Genomic DNA, 19208 nt, shown 5'->3' with positions numbered 1-19208 from the left:
TTTAATTTACGTTTGCTATCGGGAGCACTGCCGGCCGGCAGTACTCTTCTCCATCCGAATATGTGTGCGCGTATTGATTTTGCCGCTCCCGCTGACCGGCTGCTTACTTGTCCTGCTCGCCCTTCACGGTTGCATCGTAGGCGAGGTCCGCTGCCGCAGTCTTAGCCAGCTCGGCCTGGCGTTGACGCTCCTGCTCTTTTTCGCACTCGTCGTCATCACCACCGCAAATATCGCAGTCTTTCTTCATGCCGATCTTGTTCAGTCCACCACAAGAACCTTTGAGCGGCTTGTTCTGGACGATGGCACCCAGTGCCATGCCAGTAATGACCAACAGTACAACAATGAACGCAAGAATATAAATAGTCACGGTTACCTCCCCTGACTTTCAGCCTGATTTGCTAGATAGGGCGCAAAAGCGCTGCTCGCGCGCTCTTCAAACCCGGAATCGGTTTTTACCAGCAGAAAAACCGCCAATTGCTGCTCTTCTGCCAATTTTAACGCAGCCTCCGCACCCATCACATTGAGCGCGGTGGCGTAGCCGTCTGCCATGGCACAGGTGTCCGCGATCACGGTCACCGAAGCAAGCCGGTGCTCTACCGGTCTGCCGGTGCGCGGATCAATGGTGTGCGCGTAGCGTTTGCCATCCCGCTCGTAGTAGTTGCGGTAATCACCGGAGGTCGCAATGCCCTTGCCCGCCACCTGGATCGGCTTCTGAACCACCTGCCCTGCAGATGGCCGCTCGATACCGATCCGCCAGGTCTGCCCGGCGGGATTGACCCCCGCAGTGCGCAGCTCGCCACCGACTTCCACCAGGAAGTTATCAATTCCCTGCTGGAGCAGCAGATCCGCCACGCGATCTACTCCATGGCCCTTAGCAATGGCCGACAGATCGATCTGAACCGGGCGACTACGACTGAGCTGCTGGCCCTTGAGAGTCAGCGCATCGGAGCCGATCTCCGCGCGCAGCGCATCAATTTCTTGTGCTGCCGGTATCGTTTCAGGTTCGGGCTGTGGTCCAAAGCCCCACAGGTTAACCAGTGGGCCAACCGTGACATCAAAAGCGCCACCGCTGTTGCGATAGATCTCCAGCGCCTGCCCGACCACCAATGCCAGATTGGGCGACAGTGCCACCGGCTGTGATACCGGGCCGCCGTTAAAGCGCATCAGTTCAGAATCAGGAATGTAGGTAGACATCTCCTGATTCACTGCTGCCAGCTCGGCATCGATCATGGACTGCAATTCTGCCCGAGCCAGCCCGGTGGGTGCATCCACCACAGTGACGTGGTAGGCGGTGCCCATGGTGGGGCCGGTGAGCTTCCAGACAGACTTTTCCTGGCTACAGCCGGACAGCGCAAACAGGAAGACGATCAGTAACGCAGCCGAGGCACGGAGCGGAAAGCCGGAATGCACAAACAAAAACAGGGCCGAATACATCGGCCCTGCTTTCGTGGATGTGTTGTCACTTCCAATCATGGGTGATCAGCCACCGAAGTCGTCGAGCAGGATGTTTTCATCCTCAACGCCCAGGTTCTTCAGCATGTTGATCACTGCCGCGTTCATCATGGGCGGCCCACACATGTAGTACTCACAGTCTTCCGGCGCCGGGTGGTCCTTCAGATAGTTTTCGTACACCACGTTGTGGATGAAGCCTGTGTAGCCTTCCCAATTGTCTTCCGGCTGCGGATCCGACAGGGCAATGTGCCACTTGAAGTTGTCGAATTCGTCCTGCAGGCCGTTGTAGTCATCTTCGTAGAACATCTCGCGCAGGGAGCGCGCGCCGTACCAGAAGCTGATCTTACGGGTAGAGTGCAGACGCTTCAGCTGGTCGAAGATGTGGGAACGCATCGGCGCCATACCGGCACCACCACCGATAAAGACCATTTCGTTGTCGGTTTCTTTGGCGAAGAACTCACCGAAAGGACCGTACACACGCATTTTGTCGCCTGGCTTCAGATTGAAGACGTAAGAAGACATCTGGCCCGGCGGAATACCTTCGGTGCGCGGCGGCGGAGTCGCGATACGGATGTTGAACTTAACAACGCCCTTCTCTTCCGGGTAATTCGCCATGGAGTAGGCGCGAACCACTGGCTCGGTGACCTTGGACTCCAGGTTAAAGAAGCCGAAGTGCTCCCAGTCGCCACGGTACTCTTCTTCGATATCGAAATCGGAGAACTTAACGTGGTGGGCCGGCGCTTCCAGCTGAACGTAACCGCCTGCGCGGAAATCTACGTTCTCGCCTTCCGGCAGCTTCAGGGTCAGCTCTTTAATGAAGGTAGCCACGTTAGGGTTGGATTCCACAGTGCACTCCCACTGCTTCACACCAAACACTTCTTCCGGCACTTCAATTTTCATGTCCTGCTTAACAGCAACCTGACAGGAAAGGCGCTTGCCTTCTTTGGCTTCACGGGGGGTGAAGTGCTGCGCTTCGGTGGGCAGCATATCGCCACCACCCTCTTCCACCACACAGATACACTGTGCGCAGGAACCACCACCACCACAGGCAGAAGCCAGGAACAGGTTGTTGGCAGCCAGAGTCTGCAGCAGTTTGCCACCAGCAGGCACGGTAAGGGTCTTCTCACCGTTTACCACAATGTTGACGTCACCAGTGTTCACCAGTCGCGAGCGGGCAGCCAGAATGATGGCAACCAGCGCGATCACGATCACGGTGAACATGCCGACGCCGAAATAAATATCCGTTAATTCCATGTTATTCAACCTCCCCGCTTAAATGTCGATGCCGCCGAAGGACATGAAGCCCAGCGACATAAGACCAACGGTAATGAAGGTGATACCCAGGCCTTTCAGGCCGTTCGGTACGTCGCTGTACTTCATGCGCTCGCGGATACCCGCCAGAGCAGCAATCGCCAGCGCCCAGCCGAGACCGGCACCGAAGCCGTAGGCAACACTTTCACCAAAATTGTATTCGCGCTCCACCATGAACAGAGACGCACCCATGATGGCGCAGTTCACGGTAATCAGCGGCAGGAATACACCCAGAGCGTTGTAGAGCGCCGGTACGTATTTATCCAGGAACATTTCCAGGATCTGTACCAGTGCCGCAATTACGCCGATGTAAGACAGCAGACCGAGGAAGCTCAGGTCCACTTCCGGATAACCGGCCCAGGCCAGTGCACCGTCTTTCAGCAGGTAGGTGTAAATCAAGTTGTTAACGGGAACGGTGATGGTCAGTACTACGATTACCGCAACACCGAGACCAATCGCCGCTTCGACCTTCTTGGATACCGCGAGGAAGGTACACATCCCCAGGAAGAAGGCCAGCGCCATGTTTTCTACGAAAACGGCGCGGATGATGAGAGATATAAAATGTTCCATCGATCAGGCCTCCTGTTGCGCCAACGGCATTTTTGAGTTGGGCGCAATCTTGAACTCGTCCTCTTCCACCTGATCCGGTTTCCAGGCGCGAATTGCCCAGATGAACAGACCAATCAGGAAGAAGGCACTCGGCGGCAGCAGCAGCATGCCGTTCGGTACGTACCAGCCACCGTTGTTCACGGTTTGCAGGATTTCCACACCGAACAGTTTGCCCGCACCAAAGAGTTCACGGATAAATGCGAGGCCGATCAGGATCACACTGTAGCCCAGGCCATTACCGATACCATCGAAGAAGCTGTCCTTGGGACCATGCTTCATGGCAAAGGCTTCCGCGCGACCCATCACGATACAGTTGGTGATAATCAGACCAACGAATACGGACAGTTGCTTGGAGATATCGTAGGCGTAGGCCTTCAACACCTGGTCTACCAGAATTACCAGAGAGGCAATCACGGTCATCTGCACGATGATCCGGATGCTGTTTGGAATCTGCTTGCGGATCAGGGAGACCGCGGTGTTGGAGAAAGCCACCACCGTGGTCAGTGCGATACACATTACCAGCGTCACTTGCAGCGAGCTGGTTACCGCCAGTGCGGAACAGATACCGAGGATCTGCAGTGCAATGGGGTTATTGTTGAATACCGGCTCCAGCAGAGTATCTTTTAATTTCATGCTCATGCTTATGCCTCCCCTGCTTTAAGGTTTTTCAGGAAGGGACCGTAACCGTCAGCGCCAAGCCAGAACTTGACCAGGTTATCGACACCTTTACTGGTCAGGGTCGCACCGGACAGACCGTCGACTTTGTGTTCGGCGTTCGGACTGTTGGGATCTACACTGCCTTTCACAACCGTCAGGTCAACACTGCCGTCAGCGTCGTAGACTTCTTTCCCTTCCCACTGGGATTTCCAGCGCGGGTTGTCCACTTCACCACCCAGCCCCGGTGTTTCCTTGTGCTCGTAGAAACCCAGACCGGCAACGGTGTTCAGGTCTTTTTCCAGAGCGAGGAAGCCGTACAGCTGACCCCACAGGCCGTAACCGCGAACCGGCAGAATGATGCGCTGCATTTCACCGCTCTCTTCCACCAGGTACACCTCTTTGATGTTCTCACGGCGGATGATTTTTGCGGTGTCCTGATCCGCCGGCAGCTTTTCACTGGCGCTGGCGATTTTGGAGGCAGCGCGACCGCTGCCACCTGCCGGCGCTTCGTCAGTGAACTTGCCAGTGCGCAGATCCACGTACTTGATGGTAACGTTGTCGAAGGCTTCTTCGATCGCCTTGCGACTGGTCTGATCCGGCTCGATCAGGCCACCGGCCAGCAGTACGTTCTTCTTCATGTCCAACGCGGCGTTGGCTTCCTGCGTGGGCTTGAGCATCACCGCCGCGGTGGAGACCACCACGGAACAGACGATACACAGTACCAGCGCAACAATCAGAGTACCTTTAACTGAATCTTTATTAGCCACGTGCCAACCTCCGTTTGATATGGGACTGCACAACGAAGTGGTCAAACAGCGGCGCGAACAGGTTGGCGAACAGGATCGCCAGCATCATGCCTTCCGGGAATGCCGGGTTCACCACGCGGATCAATACACACATCACGCCGATGAGAATGCCGTACCACCAGCGACCAGCATCGGTCATGGCGGCGGATACCGGATCGGTGGTCATGAAGATCAGACCGAAGGCGAAGCCGCCCACCACCAGGTGCCAGTACCAGGGCACACCGAACATCGGGTTGGTTTCAGAACCGATGAAGTTGAACATGGTGGCGGTGGCCATCATGCCCAGCAGGGTACCGGCAACGATACGCCAGCTGGCGATCTTCATACCGATCAGGATCGCGCCTGCAATTAGCATTGCCAGGGTGGAGGTCTCACCGATAGAGCCGTGCATGTTGCCCAGGAACGCGTCCAGCCAGGTCAGTTGACCGGTAGGTACGCCCACGGCACCGTTCTGGATGCCTTCGCTCGCCAGGACAGACAGCGCAGTGGCGCCGGTGTAGCCGTCAACGGCAGTCCACACGGTGTCACCAGACATGGCCGCCGGATAGGCGAAGAACAGGAAAGCACGACCGGTCAGTGCTGGGTTGAGGAAGTTTTTGCCGGTACCACCGAACACTTCCTTACCGATCACTACACCGAAGCTGATACCCATCGCCACCATCCACAGGGGCAAGTCCGGCGGACAGGTCAGTGCGAACAGGATGGAGGTAACGAAGAAGCCTTCGTTCACTTCGTGACCGCGAACCGCTGCGAACAGCACCTCCCAGATACCACCGACGACGAAGGTCACCGCGTAGATGGGCAGGAAGTACATGGCGCCGTGGATCAGGTTATCCCAGGCACTGTTGGCATCGTAACCGGACAGAGCGCCGATGATGGCGTGGCGCCATCCGCTCAGATCCACATTTTCCATGCCCGCAATGATGGTGTTGGCCTGGAAGCCCACATTCCACATACCGTAGAACATCGGGATCATGGCGCAGGCCCACACGGTAATCATGATGCGCTTCAGGTCGATACCGTCGCGCACATGTGCGGTGGCCTTGGTGCGGTCCGCAGGCTGAAAGAGACCGGTGTCGATCGCTTCGTACAGCGCGTAGAACTTTTCGTATTTGCCGCCCTTATGGAAATGCGGCTCCATGGAGTCGAGTAGTTTACGCAACATCCTTAACCCTCCTTCTCAATACGGGTGAGGTTGTCCCGCAAAATGGAGCCGAAGTCGTACTTGCCCGGGCACACAAAGGTGCACAGCGCCAGATCTTCTTCGTCCAGTTCGAGAGCACCCAGCTGCTGGGCAACCTGGGTATCACCAACCGCCAGTGCGCGCAGCAGCTGAGTCGGCAGGATATCCAGTGGCATAACACGCTCGTAGGTGCCGATTGGCATCATCGCGCGTTCAGAGCCATTGGTGCTGGTAGTGAAGTTGAACAGCTTGCTCTTCATCAGACGGCTGATATAGATCGGCAGCACGGAGAAGCGATTCGCACCAGGGGTGAAGTAATGCAGCATCGGGCGCTCGCGGCCCTCTTCCAGCACGCTCACCTGGTTGTGGTAACGACCTAGGTAGCTCAGTGCACCGTTGGCGGTACGACCGCCGAATACGGAGCCGGAGATTACACGGTTGTCACTGCCTTCGGTCTCACCAGCGACCAGCGCTGTCAGATCTGCGCCCAGACGAGTGCGCAGCAGACGCGGCTTGGTCACCCGCGGGCCACCCAGGGCAACCACCCGGTCGGTGTACAGCTTGCCGGTTTCGAACAGCTTGCCCACGGCAATCACGTCCTGGTAACCGATGGACCATACCTGGCGACCGGGCTTGACCGGGTGCAGGTAGTGAATATGGGTACCGGACAGGCCAGCAGGGTGCGGGCCAGCAAAGGCTTCGCGCTGAATGCTGGCGGCACTCGGAACCGGGATATCCGCATCCGGCGCGGTGCAGACAAAGGTCTTGTCGGCCAGCTTGGACAGGATCTCAACACCCTGGGCAAACGCATCGCGCTGCTCGGCGATGACCACAACCGGGTCAGCCGCCAGCGGGTTGGTGTCCATGGCATTGATGAAGAGCGCAGAAGGCTGGGCGTCGAGGGCCGGCACCTTGCTGAATGGGCGGGTACGCAGGGCAGTCCAGAGGCCGGACTCCACCAGGTTTACGCGTACCTGCTCTGCGGTCAGGGTGGCGAGCTGGTCAGCGCTGTAGCTGGCAAACTGCTCGGCTTCGTCCCCTTCCACTTCGATCACGACGGACTGCAGTACACGGCGTACGCCGCGGTTGACTGCAACCACACGGCCGGCGGCCGGGGCGGTGTAGCGAACACCGTCTGTCTTCTTATCAGTGAACAGCAATTGTCCGAGTTTGACGCTATCCCCTTCCGCAACTGCCATGGTGGGCTTCATCCCGTTGTAATCGGGACCGATCACCGCAACAGTCTTGGCTGCAGGGCCATCATAGATGACCTGCTCGGGCGCGCCGGATATGGGTAAATCCAATCCCCGACGGATCTTTCTCATACGCCTGTGCCTAGTTCTAAGTTGGTAGATTTAGTAGGTTTTAAAAATTTCTGGGCCTTTTGGGCCCGGAAGAAAAGGAAACCCGGAGCGGGGGCTTAAGCCTTGGAGAGCCTGACACAAGCCTCGAGGTGTACCGCAAAAAGAGCAGCCACACATCGACGGCCACTGGTCCCGGCGCGTCTGGCCGGTCGGCACCTATCAGGTATTAAGAAAAAGTCACTCACAGCCGGGATGCAAAGATCCGCTATTGCCTTCGCAACCCGCAATCTTTGCGCAAGAATTCCCGGCGCACAGCAGCCCCGCAAAATCGCGCGCATTATAAGGATGGGACCGGGGGTTTACCAGAGCAGATAGGGCCAAATAGCCCCAAGATGAGGAATTTTTTGCTGAAAAAACAACGACTTTAGTTGGAGGCGCCACCACTGGCCGGACCACCAGCGGTGGCGCGGGAATAATCTGCCTGGCCAGCGGCCCTGCCGATTACCCCCACTGATGCGGATTGCCCGCTCAGTCCTTCTTCGGGAACAACTCGTAGCGGACCCCTGCCATATCCTCAAGACAGCGTACGACCTGACAGCTGTAGCCGAACTCGTTGTCGTACCAGCAGTAGAGTACCGCGCTGTCACCATCTACGATGGTGGCAATGGAGTCGAATACACAGGCGCGACGGGAGCCCACGAAGTCGCTGGACACCACTTCCGGGGAGTTGGTGAAGTCAATCTGCTGGCGCAGCGGCGAGTGCAGCGCCACATCGCGCATGTAGTCGTTCAGCTCTTCCTTGGTGGTTTCCTTGCCCAGGCGCAGATTCAGGATCGCCATGGACACGTTCGGGGTCGGCACGCGGATGGCGTTGCCCGTGAGCTTTCCTTTCAGCTCCGGCAGCGCCTTGGATACTGCCTTGGCGGCCCCGGTCTCAGTCAGCACCATGTTCAGCGCCGCAGAACGGCCACGGCGCTCGCCTTTGTGGTAGTTGTCGATCAGGTTCTGGTCGTTGGTGTAGGCGTGCACGGTTTCCACGTGACCATGCTCAACACCGTACTTGTCCATCATCGCCTTCAGCACCGGCACGATGGCGTTGGTGGTACAGGACGCAGCGGACAGAATCTTGTCGTCCGCGGTGATATCGCCGTTGTTGATACCGTATACGATGTTCTTCAGGTCGCCCTTGCCCGGCGCGGTCAGCAGCACCTTGCCGGCACCCTTGCTCTCCAGGTGCTGGGAGAGACCTTCTTCATCGCGCCACACGCCGGTACTGTCAACGATCAGGGCATTGTTGATGCCGTGCTGGGTGTAATCCACTTCCTGGGGGGAGTTGGCGTAGATCACCTTCACTTCGTTGCCGTTGCAGATCAGAGTGCTGGTCTCTTCGTCGACGCGAATGGTGCCATTGAAGGCGCCGTGTACCGAGTCGCGACGCAGCAAGGACGCGCGCTTGACCAGATCGTTGTCGGCCTTACCTTTGCGCAACACGATGGCGCGCAAACGCAGCACATCGCCACTACCGGCCTTCTCAATCAGCAGACGCGCTACCAGGCGGCCGATGCGGCCGAAACCATAGATCACGACGTCCTGAGACTGCGGCAGCGGCTTGCCAGCGCCGGAGGCGTCAGACAGCTCGTCGCGCACAAAGTCTTCGATGGACAGCCCGCGCTGATCGCGCATGTATTTGTTGGTGAGGGTTCCCAGGTCGATATGTACCGGGCCCAGCTCCAGCTTGCAGATGGCCTCCAGAACCGGATAGGTCTCAAACTCAGACAGCTCGTTCTCTTCCACCTGGCGCACAAAGCGATGCGCCTTCATGATGCTGAGCACGGAGCGGTTCACCAGGTTTTGGCCGTACATATAAATGCCGACGTTGCTTTCCCGGTTGAGCTTGCCAATCATCGGAATCATGGATTCCGCCAGCGCTTCACGCGCTTTCCAGTCCTTGAAAAAGTCAGCGGGCTTCGGTCGCTTCTGAGTCACAGTCAGACACCTCTGCAAAGTAAAAATTGGGGCTTGCCAGGGTCGGAGAATTTCACCGAACGTATCACCAAGGATGGCTCAAAATTCTGCCTCCAACCGGAAGGCGGGCGAATTATGTGTATTCACCAGAGGCCGCGCAACAGGGCAAAAAACAGCCTAAAAACTGTAGTTAAACTACATTTCCCGCCAGGGAAAACGCTGCTTTCAATCGCGCTGGATGAACACCCGACCAGGCACCCGTTCCAAGCTGCCGAACCCGAAACCTGCAACGGTCACGGTTCACCGCTACAATACGCCCCCTCCCCGGCCAGCAGTGGTCAGAAAGCACGGAATTATAAGGAAAGATGAGTCAGCTCCCCCCTTTGTCCCCACCCGCATTTCGCAACCAGAATGACCGACAATTCTGGGGTCAACTGCACGGCGCCAGCGCCGCACTGGCCATCCTGAACGCCGCACGTGCCAGCACTGCGCCTACCCTGCTGATTGCGCGCAACAGCCAGGAAGCGCACCAACTTGAGGTGCAGCTGAAATTTTTTAACAAGCCGCGGCGAGATGGGGATGCCGACGGCACCGGCGAAGGGCTGAACATTTTCCAGTTCCCGGACTGGGAAATTCTGCCCTACGACACCTTCTCACCACACCAGGACATCATCTCGGACCGGTTGGCCACGCTCTACCAATTGCCGCAGATGGGCAGCGGCATAGTCATCGTGCCGATCAGCACCCTGCTCCACCGGCTAGCCCCCAAAGACTATGTCGCAGGGAATGCACTGATCCTCAGGGAGGGACAGAAATTCGATCTGGACACCCAGCGCAAACTGCTGGAACAGGCGGGTTACCACTGCGTGGATACGGTGTACGAACACGGCGAATTCGCAGTGCGCGGCTCGCTGATGGATATCTTCCCCATGGGCAGCAACCTGCCCTACCGCATCGATCTGTTCGATGACGAAATCGAATCCTTGCGCACCTTCGATCCGGAAGATCAGCGCACCGTGGACAAGGTTGAACAGATTCACCTGCTGCCCGCGCGGGAATTCCCCATGCACAAGCCGGCGCTGGCGAAATTCCTCGAGCGCTGGCACGGACAGTTCGATTGCGACCCGGGCCCGGTTTCCATTTACCAGGACATCAGCGCCGGAATCGCCCCGGCGGGTATCGAATATTATCTTCCGCTATTTTTTGACAAGTGCGCGAGCCTGTTCGATTACCTCCCGGACAACAGTCAGGTATTCATTCAGGGCGACCTGCAACAGCCGGTGGAGTCCTTCTGGCGGGAAGCGGAAAACCGCTACCAGAGTCGCCGTGGCGATCTGACCCGACCAATTCTGGAGCCGCGTCAGGTACTGCTGAATATCGATGAATTCTACGGTGCACTGAAAAGCCTGCCGCGCGCCTTTTTCTCCAACGAGTCGCTGCCGGAGGCGGAAGGCAACTACAACTTTGCCACCACAAAGCCACCGAGCCTGCCGGTGGACGGAAAATCCGAGCAACCGCTGAAAGCGCTCGAAGCGTATTTAATGGAATACAAAGGCCGCGTGCTGTTCTGTGCGGAAAGCGGCGGTCGCCGCGAGGCCTTGCTGGAGCTGTTACACGGTATTCGACTGAAGCCAAAAACCATTCGCTGCTGGCAGGACTTCCTCGACAGCGACGATCGATTTGCGATTACCGTTTCCCCCATCGACCAGGGCATGCTGCTGGCCGGTCCGGACCTGAACCTGATCGCAGAGCCGCAACTTTTCGGCGACCGGGTGCTGCAGCAACGCCGCCGGCGCAAGGCGAAAGAAGACGCGGACAACGCGGTCAAAAACCTGGCAGAACTGCGTATCGGCGCACCGGTGGTGCATATCGATCACGGCGTGGGCCGCTATAAAGGACTGCAAAGCCTGGATATTGACGGCCAGCAGGCAGAATTCCTGACACTCGAGTACGGCGACGGCGCCAAGCTGTATGTGCCAGTCGCCAGCCTGCACCTGATCAGCCGCTACTCCGGCGCCGACGAAGAGCTGGCCCCACTGCACAAACTGGGCAGCGAAACCTGGCAGAAAGCCAAACGCAAGGCCGCGGAAAAAGTCCGCGATGCCGCCGCCGAGCTGCTGGATATTTACGCGCGCCGCGAAGCCCGTGTCGGGCACGCCTTTGGCGACCCGGGCTTGGCGTACCGGGAATTCGCCTCCGGCTTCCCATTTGAGGAAACCCCGGACCAGCAGCTGGCCATCGAAGCGGTGGTCGGCGATATGCTGTCCGACAAGCCCATGGACAGACTGGTGTGTGGCGACGTGGGCTTCGGTAAAACCGAAGTCGCCATGCGCGCCGCTTTTGTCGCCGCCCACGGTGGCAAACAGGTCGCGATGCTGGTGCCCACCACCCTGCTCGCGCAGCAACACTTCCAGTCCCTGCAGGATCGCTTTGCGGATTGGCCGCTCGGTATTGAGGTGATCTCCCGCTTCCGCAGCAATAAGGAAGTGGAAGCGATCAAGGAGCGCATTGCGGAAGGCAAGGTCGACATCCTGGTCGGCACCCATAAGTTGCTGCAGAGCGACCTCAAATTTAAAAACCTGGGCCTGCTGATTATCGACGAGGAACACCGCTTCGGTGTGCGCCAGAAAGAAAAGCTGAAGAGCCTGCGCTCCGAGGTGGATATCCTCAACCTTACCGCCACCCCGATTCCGCGCACCCTGAATATGGCCATGGCCGGCATCCGCGACCTGTCCGTGATCGCCACACCGCCAGCGCGGCGCCTGTCGGTGAAGACCTTTGTGCGCGAGCGCGACGACGCACTGATCAAAGAGGCGATCCTGCGGGAAATCCTGCGCGGCGGTCAGGTGTACTTCCTGCACAACGAGGTGAAAAGCATCGAGCGCATCGCGCGGGAGCTCCAGGAACTGGTGCCGGAAGCCCGTATCGGTATCGGCCACGGCCAGATGCGCGAGCGCGAGCTGGAACAGGTGATGAGCGACTTCTACCACAAGCGCTTCAACGTGCTGGTGTGCACCACCATCATCGAGACCGGTATCGACATCCCCACCGCCAATACGATTCTGATCGAACGCGCGGACAAGTTCGGCCTGGCCCAGCTGCACCAGCTGCGCGGCCGGGTGGGCCGCTCCCATCACCAGGCTTATGCCTACCTGCTGACCCCCAACAAGCGCGCCATGACCGGCGATGCGGTCAAGCGCCTGGAGGCCATCAGCGAGGCCCAGGATCTGGGGGCGGGCTTCACCCTGGCCACCCACGACCTCGAAATTCGCGGCGCCGGCGAGCTGCTGGGCGAAGAACAGAGCGGCCAGATCCAGAGCGTCGGCTTCAACCTGTATATGGAAATGCTCGACCACGCGGTGAAAGCGATCCGCGAGGGCCGCACGCCGAATATCGACGAGCCGCTGGAATCCCCCGCCGTGGATGTGAACCTGCGCGTGCCGGCACTGATACCGGACGACTACCTGCCGGATGTACACAGCCGTCTGATCATGTACAAGCGCATCGCCAACGCCGAAGACAAAGACGCGCTCAAGGAGCTGCAGGTGGAAATGATCGACCGCTTTGGCCTGCTGCCGGAACCAGTCAAACATCTGTTCCGCATCACCGAGATCAAGCTGAACGCCAACAAGATGGGGATCCGCAAGCTGGAGGCCTCCGCCACCGGTGGACGCATCGAGTTTGCCGACAACGCCAATGTGGACCCACTGACCCTGGTTAAGTTGGTGCAGACCCGCCCCACCACCTACCGGCTGCAAGGGGCCAACCAGCTCAACTTTGTCCTCGACGAGAGCGGCCCAGAGCAGCGTCTGCAGCAGGTCAACGACGTGTTGCAACAGCTGTCTCAATAGCGGCACCGGCGGCAGATCCCGCCGCCAAAGGGTGCTAACATGGTTGAATTATTCGCCAGCGCCAGCCTCTGGCAACACCATAAAAGCGGTTTAGAACAAACGCGGTATCGATAATGACCACTTTCAAGACCACGGTCGCCCAGCGACTGACCCGTTCCATTAAAGTGAAGGCGGCAACTGCGGTCACCTGCCTTGCGGCCAGCCTCCCCCTGATCGTTGGCGCTAGCGGCACCCAGGCTGCCGGCTACGCTGGCACCCAGTTTGAGATCGAGCTGGTGGTGTTTTCGCGCACCGACGGTATGAACACCTCCCGGGAGACCTGGCCGACAAACCCAGCGCTCTCTTATGACCGAAAGTGGGTAGACTTCAACACTCCGTCCACCGGAGACCCCATGGCGCCGGTATTGCAGCCAGCAGCCAATCAGCTGGACAATAAGGTGGCAGCCCTGAGCCGGGATCGCGCCTACAACGTCCTGTTTCACAAGACCTGGCGCCAGATTCTTCAAACCGAACGCAATGCGCCGGCGGTAGTCATCAGCGGCGGCGAAGTCAGCGGCGATCATCACCAGCTGGAAGGCAGTGTCACACTCAGCGTATCGCGCTACCTGCATCTGAGCACTGATCTGTGGCTGAGCGAGTGGGCGGATCAAGCGGGGAATGGCGGCCAGTGGAATCCAGCAACGGGGAGCAGCTTTCCATCCGCTGATGAAAGCGGCCCGGCTGGCATCGCGGTACCCGCGCGCCCACGCGCCCCGGTTGCGCAACAGGCGGACACACTGAACGAAGAGCCCATGGGACTGACGTCAGCTGCCCACCAGGGCAGCGCACCGAACAGCTACAGCGACACCACCAGCGGCGGCTTCAGCACCAGCGCAGATCGTGCGGTGTTTCACGGCGAGAGTGGAGAAATCGACGGTATTGGCGCTCCCGCCTTGCCGATGGAGAAAATCGCGAAACGCGTAGCGGTACTGCAGGAAGAGCGCCGCCTGCGCAGCGGTGAACTGCACTATATTGACCACCCCAAGCTCGGGGTGTTGATCGAGGTGCGGACGGTGACGCCTTCCCCGGAAGAAGACATCGAACCGACCGGACTCGTCGACTAACCTGGAATTAACGCTCCAGCCGGGGCCGGATTCGCGCACAAAAAAGCCCACGGAATAGCAGTACATCCTGCTACCCTGTGGGCTTTTTTATTGAGGTTGGCGCCAGCGTCGAAGATTCAGCGTACTGCCGACAGCCAACCTAAACGAGGTCGCGAATTACTCGCAGGGAACCACGTCTTCTGCCAGCAGGCCCTTGTCGCCCTGCTGCATCTCAAATTCTACCGACTGCCCTTCGTTCAGGGTCTTGTAGCCGTCGCCGCGGATGCTTCGGTAGTGAACAAAAATATCTTCCGCACCTTCTGAACAGGTGATAAATCCATAACCCCGGGCATTGTTAAACCACTTCACGGTACCCGTAACGCGATCACTCATTAAGCCAACCTCATTTATTGTTATTGCGTTCGCCCCGGTTGCGGGCGACTCGCCTACCCCAATTGCGGTGGCCGTGCCGATAAAACCAAACCTTTAAAGAGAAAGATCTGGAGGCCGGCCACTGTCTCGAAGCACCCATCCGACATGTCGAACAAGTCGTTACCGATTCTTAGATAAAACTGCGCCACTGTCTAGGTTTGCACGTGAAATTAATGTTACTTCCCACCTACAATGCGCAACATATCACCAATTCAGTAACGAAAGTGCCACACTTTTTGACTTTTCATGCTCTAAAGCCCCAAATCTCGAACAAGCCCAGACGCACAAACCTGACATTCGTTGCACCCCTCTCCGCTCGAAACTCGGGGCATCGAGCCGCGATCAAATGAAGGCACTCAAGCACTCAGCGGACTGGAGGGTTCGGCACGCCGATCGCCCAACGCCAACTCTGGTATATCCGCGATATGCAAGGTCGACGTTGGGAAGGCACAGGAGGCCCCCTGATCTTCGACAATCTTCAGGATCTTCAGCAACACATCCTGTTTGATTTCGTGATAACGCACCCAATCCGTGGTCTTGGTAAAGGTGTAAATAAAGAAATCCAGTGACGAGGGCGCAAATGAATTGAAGTTTACGATCAGCGTCTGATTGGTATCGATCTCCGGGTGCTGCTCCAGCATCGCCCGCACTTCTTTCACGATGGGCGCCATCCGCTGCGCATCGTCGTAGCGAATACCGATGGTTTCGTAAATCCGGCGGTTCAGCATGCGCGACGGATTCTCCACCGAGATCTGGGTAAACACACCGTTGGGAATATACAAGGGGCGCTTGTCGAAAGTACGAATTCGGGTCAGGCGCCAGCCAATATCTTCAACCGTCCCTTCGATTTCCTTATCCGGCGACCTTACCCAATCCCCCACTTTGAACGGGCGATCCAGATAGATCATCAGCCCGCCAAAGAAATTCGCAAGCAAGTCTTTGGCGGCAAAACCGATTGCCAGGCCACCGATGCCACCCATGGCCAGTATCCCGCTGAGGTTGTACCCGAGCCGTTCCATGACAACCATTCCCGCAGTAATCATGATGGAGGCCCGCACCAGCTTGCCTATGGCACGCACAGTGGTTGTGTCGACGGGCTTACGCGCGTAGCGCGGATCTGCGAGATTCTGCTCAACCTCTTTCGCAAAACGCAGCGCAAACCAGGTAACCACCACGACAAAGCCTATCGCTCTGGGTTTGCCATCCAGCCAGAGCAGGAGTTCTGCCCCGGTCGCGTCACCGGCACGGGCAGCGGCAAACGATAGCCCCAGCAACCAGACCAGAATCGACGCGGGCGGGTTGATCGAATTGACCAGCGCATCATCCCAGGGGTTGACGGTTCGCTCCGCGCGCTCGCGCAGCCGGTTAACAAACAGTCCCAGAACCCAGGACGCAGTAGCCGTGATCAATACGACGACAAATATTTCGGCAATCCAGAAACGATCATCCCCCACCAGAGAGCGCAAAAACGCTGTAACTGACTCCACAAACAACTCCATTAGTTACTGAAATTTATTGCTGTACAAACAAACGTGCGCACCATTTTTAACAAATAAGGCACGGTATTTACATCCAGGAGGCCAGCCACTGCCGGGTTTTCTGCCAGCGCTCACTCTTTTTCAGTGCACCCCAGGATTGAATTTCCCCGCGGCCGCGCATCCGCTCCAGGCGCTTGCTGGATGCAGGATCCGGTGTAAACCCTTCCAAAGCCTCCAGCACCTCAATGGCACCTGCACGATTATTACAGACCACGCCCATATCGCACCCTGCCGCCATGGCAGCGTGAATACGCTCCCGGTAGCCGCCTGCAGCGCCCGCGCCCTCCATGGTCAAATCGTCACTGAAAATAACGCCATCAAATTTGAGGCGCTTGCGCAGAATCTCCTGCAGCCAGAACCGGGAAAAACCCACCGGATTTTCATCCACCTGGGCAAAACGAATATGCGCCGGCATCACGGCCTCCAGCTCACCGGCCGCAATACTCTCGCTAAATGGTATGCAATCGGAAGACAGCACCTCCTCCAGGGGGCGCTGATCCACGGGCAACTCTTCATGACTATCTTCGAGCACCTGCCCATGCCCCGGGAAGTGCTTGCCGGTCGTGGCCATGCCCGCGTCGTGCATACCCGCCATAAACGGGCGCGCCTTCTCGGCAAGCTTTAGTGGATCCCGGGCAAAGCTGCGATCGCCGACAATACGGCAGAAGTCGTCGTCCGCATCCAGCACTGGCGCGAAACTGAAGTCGATGCCAACCGCCAGCAACTCCGCGGCCAGCAACCAGCCCACATCTTCCAGTTGCTGTTTATCGGCCCGGGCACTAAGCGCCTGCATTGAGGGAATTCGGGTGAAAGAATCGCGAAAGCGCTGCACCCGGCCCCCTTCCTGATCCACCGCCAGCAGGATTTCCGGGCGCACGGCGCGAATCTCTGCAATCAGTGCCTCCAGCTGTGGCCGGCTTTCGAAATTCCGCGCAAAGAAAATCAGTCCACCCACCTGGGGATGACGCAGCAGCGTGCGCTCTTCCTCGGTGAGGGTGTGCCCTTCGACATCAATCATTACCGGGCCAATCGGGGTAGACATCCGCATGAACTCCACATTGAATTTAATCGACGTCGCCGGCGTTGTTTCCCGGCATGGGCGCAGTGAGCATGGCAACGGCCGCGGGCGCCAGGCGCGCCAGGGTCTCCTCGAGACTGCTCTGGGCGCCAAAATCTTCCCGTAGGATAGCTTCAATGGCGTCAAAGCTCGAAAGAGAAAAGACCGTAGCGCCAAGCATGAAGTAGAGACGCCAGTAGAAGGTCACCGGGTCAACGTGCGGCAGAGCCGCCGCCAACTGCCCGGCAAAGCGCCGGTAGCTGTCACCGTAGCGGGATACGATAAAACGCCGCAAGTGCCCCTGGGACTGGGTATACGCCAGACCGAGCAATCGCATAAAGCGTTTCGGGTCGCGCCCCTGACTGGCCAGACCGGCCAGCGCCACCCGGTACAGGCTTTGCAGCAGATCATCCAGTTGCAGTGGCTCACCAGCCCCCGCCCTGCGCGCAAGCTCCTGATCGAGAGTGGCCGTAAAAGGTGTAAGGAACCGCTCGAAAACAGCCTGAATCAGTTCTTTTTTAGAACCGAAATGGTAGTTCACCGCTGCCAGGTTCACCCCGGCGGTACTGGTGATGGTACGCAGGGAGGTCTCGGTAAAGCCCCGCTCCGCGAACAGGACTTCAGCGGCGTCCAGAATACGATGGACTGTGTCTGACTGACTCATGCCGATTTCACACCAATTCAAACCAACAATTTAAACGCTTGTTTTACCGCGAGACTAGCACAGTCCGCCGACGATGAAACCTGCGCAAGCCATTCTCCACCCCGCGGGAGTACCAAGCTTGCGTCCACCACATTAGAACGAGTGTACAAGTTCTGAAAGCGCCGGGATGGAACTGAAGGCGAAGACAACAAAGCAGTAAAAGAGGAGGAGCACGCCATGGCACGAATCGCTCCGGAAATTGGCAGTTGGTTTGAAAATTTTGATACTGGCGACCTGTTTGAAGTGGTTGCCGTTGACCATCCCGCCCGCACGATCGAAATTCAGTATGTGGACGGCAGCCTGGACGAAATCGAGTTCCAGAACTGGCCGTCGCTACCAGTAATTGGCGCCGCCGCTCCGGAAGACGCCAATGCAGGTTATGGCACCTTTGCCGACGAAATGCAGGATGAGGAAGACGCAGGCTACCGCAGCCCGATCTTTTCTCCCGCGCAAAGCGTCATTGACCGGCTTGAAGGAGATTCGTTTCCGGGTACTGACGAGGGCTACTGACGGATCGCTCCGGCCAGTGCCCGCCGTCATCGTGCCGCGAGTCCACCGCAACCCCGCAATCGGGCAATGATTGCGCGCCCCTGAAATCTGTATATAATCACAGCAACTGTATATAAATACAGACAACAGGAAGGAGCCCATGACAAACCTCACTGCACGCCAGGCTCAGGTACTGGAACTGATCAAATCCTATCTGGATGATACGGGCTACCCGCCCACCCGAGCCGAAATTGCCCAGGAGCTGGGCTTCCGCTCACCCAATGCCGCGGAAGAACACCTGAAAGCCTTGGCCCGCAAAGGCGCGATTGAAATGGTCGCTGGCGCTTCCCGCGGTATTCGAATTCCCGACTACAACAGTGGTTTACCCATTGTTGGCCGCGTTGCCGCCGGCAACCCGATTCTGGCGGAAGAAAATATCGAAGAGTACTGCGAAATTCCCGCGGAATTTTTTCACCCACCCGCGGACTACCTGTTGCGCGTACACGGCATGAGCATGAAAGATGCGGGTATTCTCGACGGCGATTTACTGGCCGTGCAGCGCACTGACAATATTCGCAATGGGCAGATCGTTGTTGCGCGCATCGAGGACGAAGTCACCGTGAAGCGCTTTAAACGTCGCGGCAATCAGGCCACCGTGCAGCTGCTGCCGGAGAATCAGGACTTTGATGTGATCGAAGTGGACATGCGGGACCGCAGCTTTGCCATTGAAGGTTTGGCGGTGGGCGTGATTCGCCAGAACCCGATTTGA

17 protein-coding genes are annotated in these 19208 nt (G+C 58.0%); 4 read left to right on the top strand and 13 right to left on the bottom strand.

The window, feature by feature from the left end; genetic code table 11:
- Positions 1-103: 103 nt before the first annotated feature.
- From nqrM to ACYX4K_RS05430, 9 genes are all read right to left on the bottom strand, one after another.
- Positions 104-367 (bottom strand): (Na+)-NQR maturation NqrM, encoded by a 264-nt coding sequence (gene nqrM, locus ACYX4K_RS05470; RefSeq protein WP_475093131.1) that lies wholly within the window; start codon positions 365-367, stop codon positions 104-106.
- Between the two features lie 2 nt (positions 368-369).
- A complete protein-coding gene (locus ACYX4K_RS05465; protein WP_475093132.1) occupies positions 370-1434 on the bottom strand; it encodes an FAD:protein FMN transferase in 1065 nt (354 codons plus the stop codon).
- A gap of 45 nt (positions 1435-1479) precedes the next feature.
- Complete coding sequence (gene nqrF / locus ACYX4K_RS05460; protein WP_475093133.1) at positions 1480-2706, bottom strand: NADH:ubiquinone reductase (Na(+)-transporting) subunit F; 1227 nt, start codon at positions 2704-2706, stop codon at positions 1480-1482.
- Positions 2707-2724: 18 nt separating this feature from the next.
- The gene (nqrE, locus tag ACYX4K_RS05455; RefSeq protein ID WP_043316477.1) at positions 2725-3333 is read right to left on the bottom strand and encodes an NADH:ubiquinone reductase (Na(+)-transporting) subunit E; all 609 of its coding nucleotides are present in this window, start codon (positions 3331-3333) and stop codon (positions 2725-2727) included.
- Positions 3334-3336: 3 nt separating this feature from the next.
- Positions 3337-4005 (bottom strand): NADH:ubiquinone reductase (Na(+)-transporting) subunit D, encoded by a 669-nt coding sequence (locus ACYX4K_RS05450; protein ID WP_475093950.1) that lies wholly within the window; start codon positions 4003-4005, stop codon positions 3337-3339.
- 8 nt (positions 4006-4013) lie between these two features.
- Entirely contained in the window at positions 4014-4796 is a 783-nt protein-coding gene (locus tag ACYX4K_RS05445) for a Na(+)-translocating NADH-quinone reductase subunit C (protein WP_475093134.1), read from the bottom strand.
- Positions 4789-6000 (bottom strand): NADH:ubiquinone reductase (Na(+)-transporting) subunit B, encoded by a 1212-nt coding sequence (locus tag ACYX4K_RS05440; protein WP_475093135.1) that lies wholly within the window; start codon positions 5998-6000, stop codon positions 4789-4791. The genes ACYX4K_RS05445 and ACYX4K_RS05440 overlap by 8 nt, the downstream gene beginning before the upstream one ends.
- A gap of 2 nt (positions 6001-6002) precedes the next feature.
- Entirely contained in the window at positions 6003-7343 is a 1341-nt protein-coding gene (locus tag ACYX4K_RS05435; RefSeq protein ID WP_475093136.1) for a Na(+)-translocating NADH-quinone reductase subunit A, read from the bottom strand.
- A gap of 507 nt (positions 7344-7850) precedes the next feature.
- A complete protein-coding gene (locus tag ACYX4K_RS05430; protein ID WP_475093951.1) occupies positions 7851-9314 on the bottom strand; it encodes a glyceraldehyde-3-phosphate dehydrogenase in 1464 nt (487 codons plus the stop codon).
- Positions 9315-9652: 338 nt separating this feature from the next.
- Between ACYX4K_RS05430 and mfd the strand changes: the two genes are divergently transcribed.
- Both mfd and ACYX4K_RS05420 read left to right on the top strand, forming a co-directional pair.
- Complete coding sequence (gene mfd / locus ACYX4K_RS05425) at positions 9653-13138, top strand: transcription-repair coupling factor (protein ID WP_475093137.1); 3486 nt, start codon at positions 9653-9655, stop codon at positions 13136-13138.
- Between the two features lie 113 nt (positions 13139-13251).
- Positions 13252-14241, top strand: a complete 990-nt coding sequence (locus ACYX4K_RS05420) for a CsiV family protein (RefSeq protein WP_475093138.1) — start codon at positions 13252-13254, stop codon at positions 14239-14241.
- A gap of 156 nt (positions 14242-14397) precedes the next feature.
- Here ACYX4K_RS05420 and ACYX4K_RS05415 read toward each other — a convergent pair whose 3' ends face one another.
- The 4 genes from ACYX4K_RS05415 to ACYX4K_RS05400 all read right to left on the bottom strand — a co-directional run bounded on the left by ACYX4K_RS05415 (position 14398) and on the right by ACYX4K_RS05400 (position 17911).
- Entirely contained in the window at positions 14398-14613 is a 216-nt protein-coding gene (locus ACYX4K_RS05415) for a cold-shock protein (protein WP_160153794.1), read from the bottom strand.
- Positions 14614-15008: 395 nt separating this feature from the next.
- On the bottom strand, positions 15009-16151 hold the full coding sequence (locus tag ACYX4K_RS05410; RefSeq protein ID WP_475093139.1) for a mechanosensitive ion channel family protein: 1143 nt from the start codon (positions 16149-16151) through the stop codon (positions 15009-15011).
- Positions 16152-16218: 67 nt separating this feature from the next.
- Entirely contained in the window at positions 16219-17232 is a 1014-nt protein-coding gene (gene nagZ, locus ACYX4K_RS05405) for a beta-N-acetylhexosaminidase (protein ID WP_475093140.1), read from the bottom strand.
- Between the two features lie 22 nt (positions 17233-17254).
- The gene (locus ACYX4K_RS05400; protein WP_475093141.1) at positions 17255-17911 is read right to left on the bottom strand and encodes a TetR/AcrR family transcriptional regulator; all 657 of its coding nucleotides are present in this window, start codon (positions 17909-17911) and stop codon (positions 17255-17257) included.
- Between the two features lie 216 nt (positions 17912-18127).
- On the opposite strand from ACYX4K_RS05400, the gene ACYX4K_RS05395 reads away from it, so the two are divergent.
- Together ACYX4K_RS05395 and lexA are read left to right on the top strand one after the other, a co-directional pair.
- The gene (locus ACYX4K_RS05395; RefSeq protein ID WP_475093142.1) at positions 18128-18460 is read left to right on the top strand and encodes a DUF6763 family protein; all 333 of its coding nucleotides are present in this window, start codon (positions 18128-18130) and stop codon (positions 18458-18460) included.
- A 139-nt stretch (positions 18461-18599) separates the two neighbouring features.
- The gene (gene lexA / locus ACYX4K_RS05390; protein ID WP_406827658.1) at positions 18600-19208 is read left to right on the top strand and encodes a transcriptional repressor LexA; all 609 of its coding nucleotides are present in this window, start codon (positions 18600-18602) and stop codon (positions 19206-19208) included.

The sequence above is a fragment of the Microbulbifer sp. ABF4_107 genome, from assembly GCF_056312215.1.
The sequence above is the reverse complement of the archived record's forward strand: the minus strand, read 5'-3'. Positions and strand labels throughout refer to the sequence as shown.

Excerpts from the sequence above, each read along its gene's own strand:
- ACYX4K_RS05420 (WP_475093138.1), top strand. The coding sequence starts at position 13,252 with ATGACCACTTTCAAGACCACGGTCGCCCAGCGACTGACCCGTTCCATT.
- ACYX4K_RS05440 (WP_475093135.1), bottom strand. The coding sequence starts at position 6,000 with ATGTTGCGTAAACTACTCGACTCCATGGAGCCGCATTTCCATAAGGGC.
- ACYX4K_RS05400 (WP_475093141.1), bottom strand. The coding sequence starts at position 17,911 with ATGAGTCAGTCAGACACAGTCCATCGTATTCTGGACGCCGCTGAAGTC.
- nqrF (WP_475093133.1), bottom strand. The coding sequence starts at position 2,706 with ATGGAATTAACGGATATTTATTTCGGCGTCGGCATGTTCACCGTGATC.
- ACYX4K_RS05410 (WP_475093139.1), bottom strand. The coding sequence starts at position 16,151 with ATGGAGTTGTTTGTGGAGTCAGTTACAGCGTTTTTGCGCTCTCTGGTG.
- ACYX4K_RS05450 (WP_475093950.1), bottom strand. The coding sequence starts at position 4,005 with ATGAAATTAAAAGATACTCTGCTGGAGCCGGTATTCAACAATAACCCC.
- nqrE (WP_043316477.1), bottom strand. The coding sequence starts at position 3,333 with ATGGAACATTTTATATCTCTCATCATCCGCGCCGTTTTCGTAGAAAAC.
- ACYX4K_RS05435 (WP_475093136.1), bottom strand. The coding sequence starts at position 7,343 with ATGAGAAAGATCCGTCGGGGATTGGATTTACCCATATCCGGCGCGCCC.
- mfd (WP_475093137.1), top strand. The coding sequence starts at position 9,653 with ATGAGTCAGCTCCCCCCTTTGTCCCCACCCGCATTTCGCAACCAGAAT.
- lexA (WP_406827658.1), top strand. The coding sequence starts at position 18,600 with ATGACAAACCTCACTGCACGCCAGGCTCAGGTACTGGAACTGATCAAA.
- ACYX4K_RS05395 (WP_475093142.1), top strand. The coding sequence starts at position 18,128 with ATGGCACGAATCGCTCCGGAAATTGGCAGTTGGTTTGAAAATTTTGAT.
- ACYX4K_RS05415 (WP_160153794.1), bottom strand. The coding sequence starts at position 14,613 with ATGAGTGATCGCGTTACGGGTACCGTGAAGTGGTTTAACAATGCCCGG.
- nagZ (WP_475093140.1), bottom strand. The coding sequence starts at position 17,232 with ATGTCTACCCCGATTGGCCCGGTAATGATTGATGTCGAAGGGCACACC.
- ACYX4K_RS05465 (WP_475093132.1), bottom strand. The coding sequence starts at position 1,434 with ATGTATTCGGCCCTGTTTTTGTTTGTGCATTCCGGCTTTCCGCTCCGT.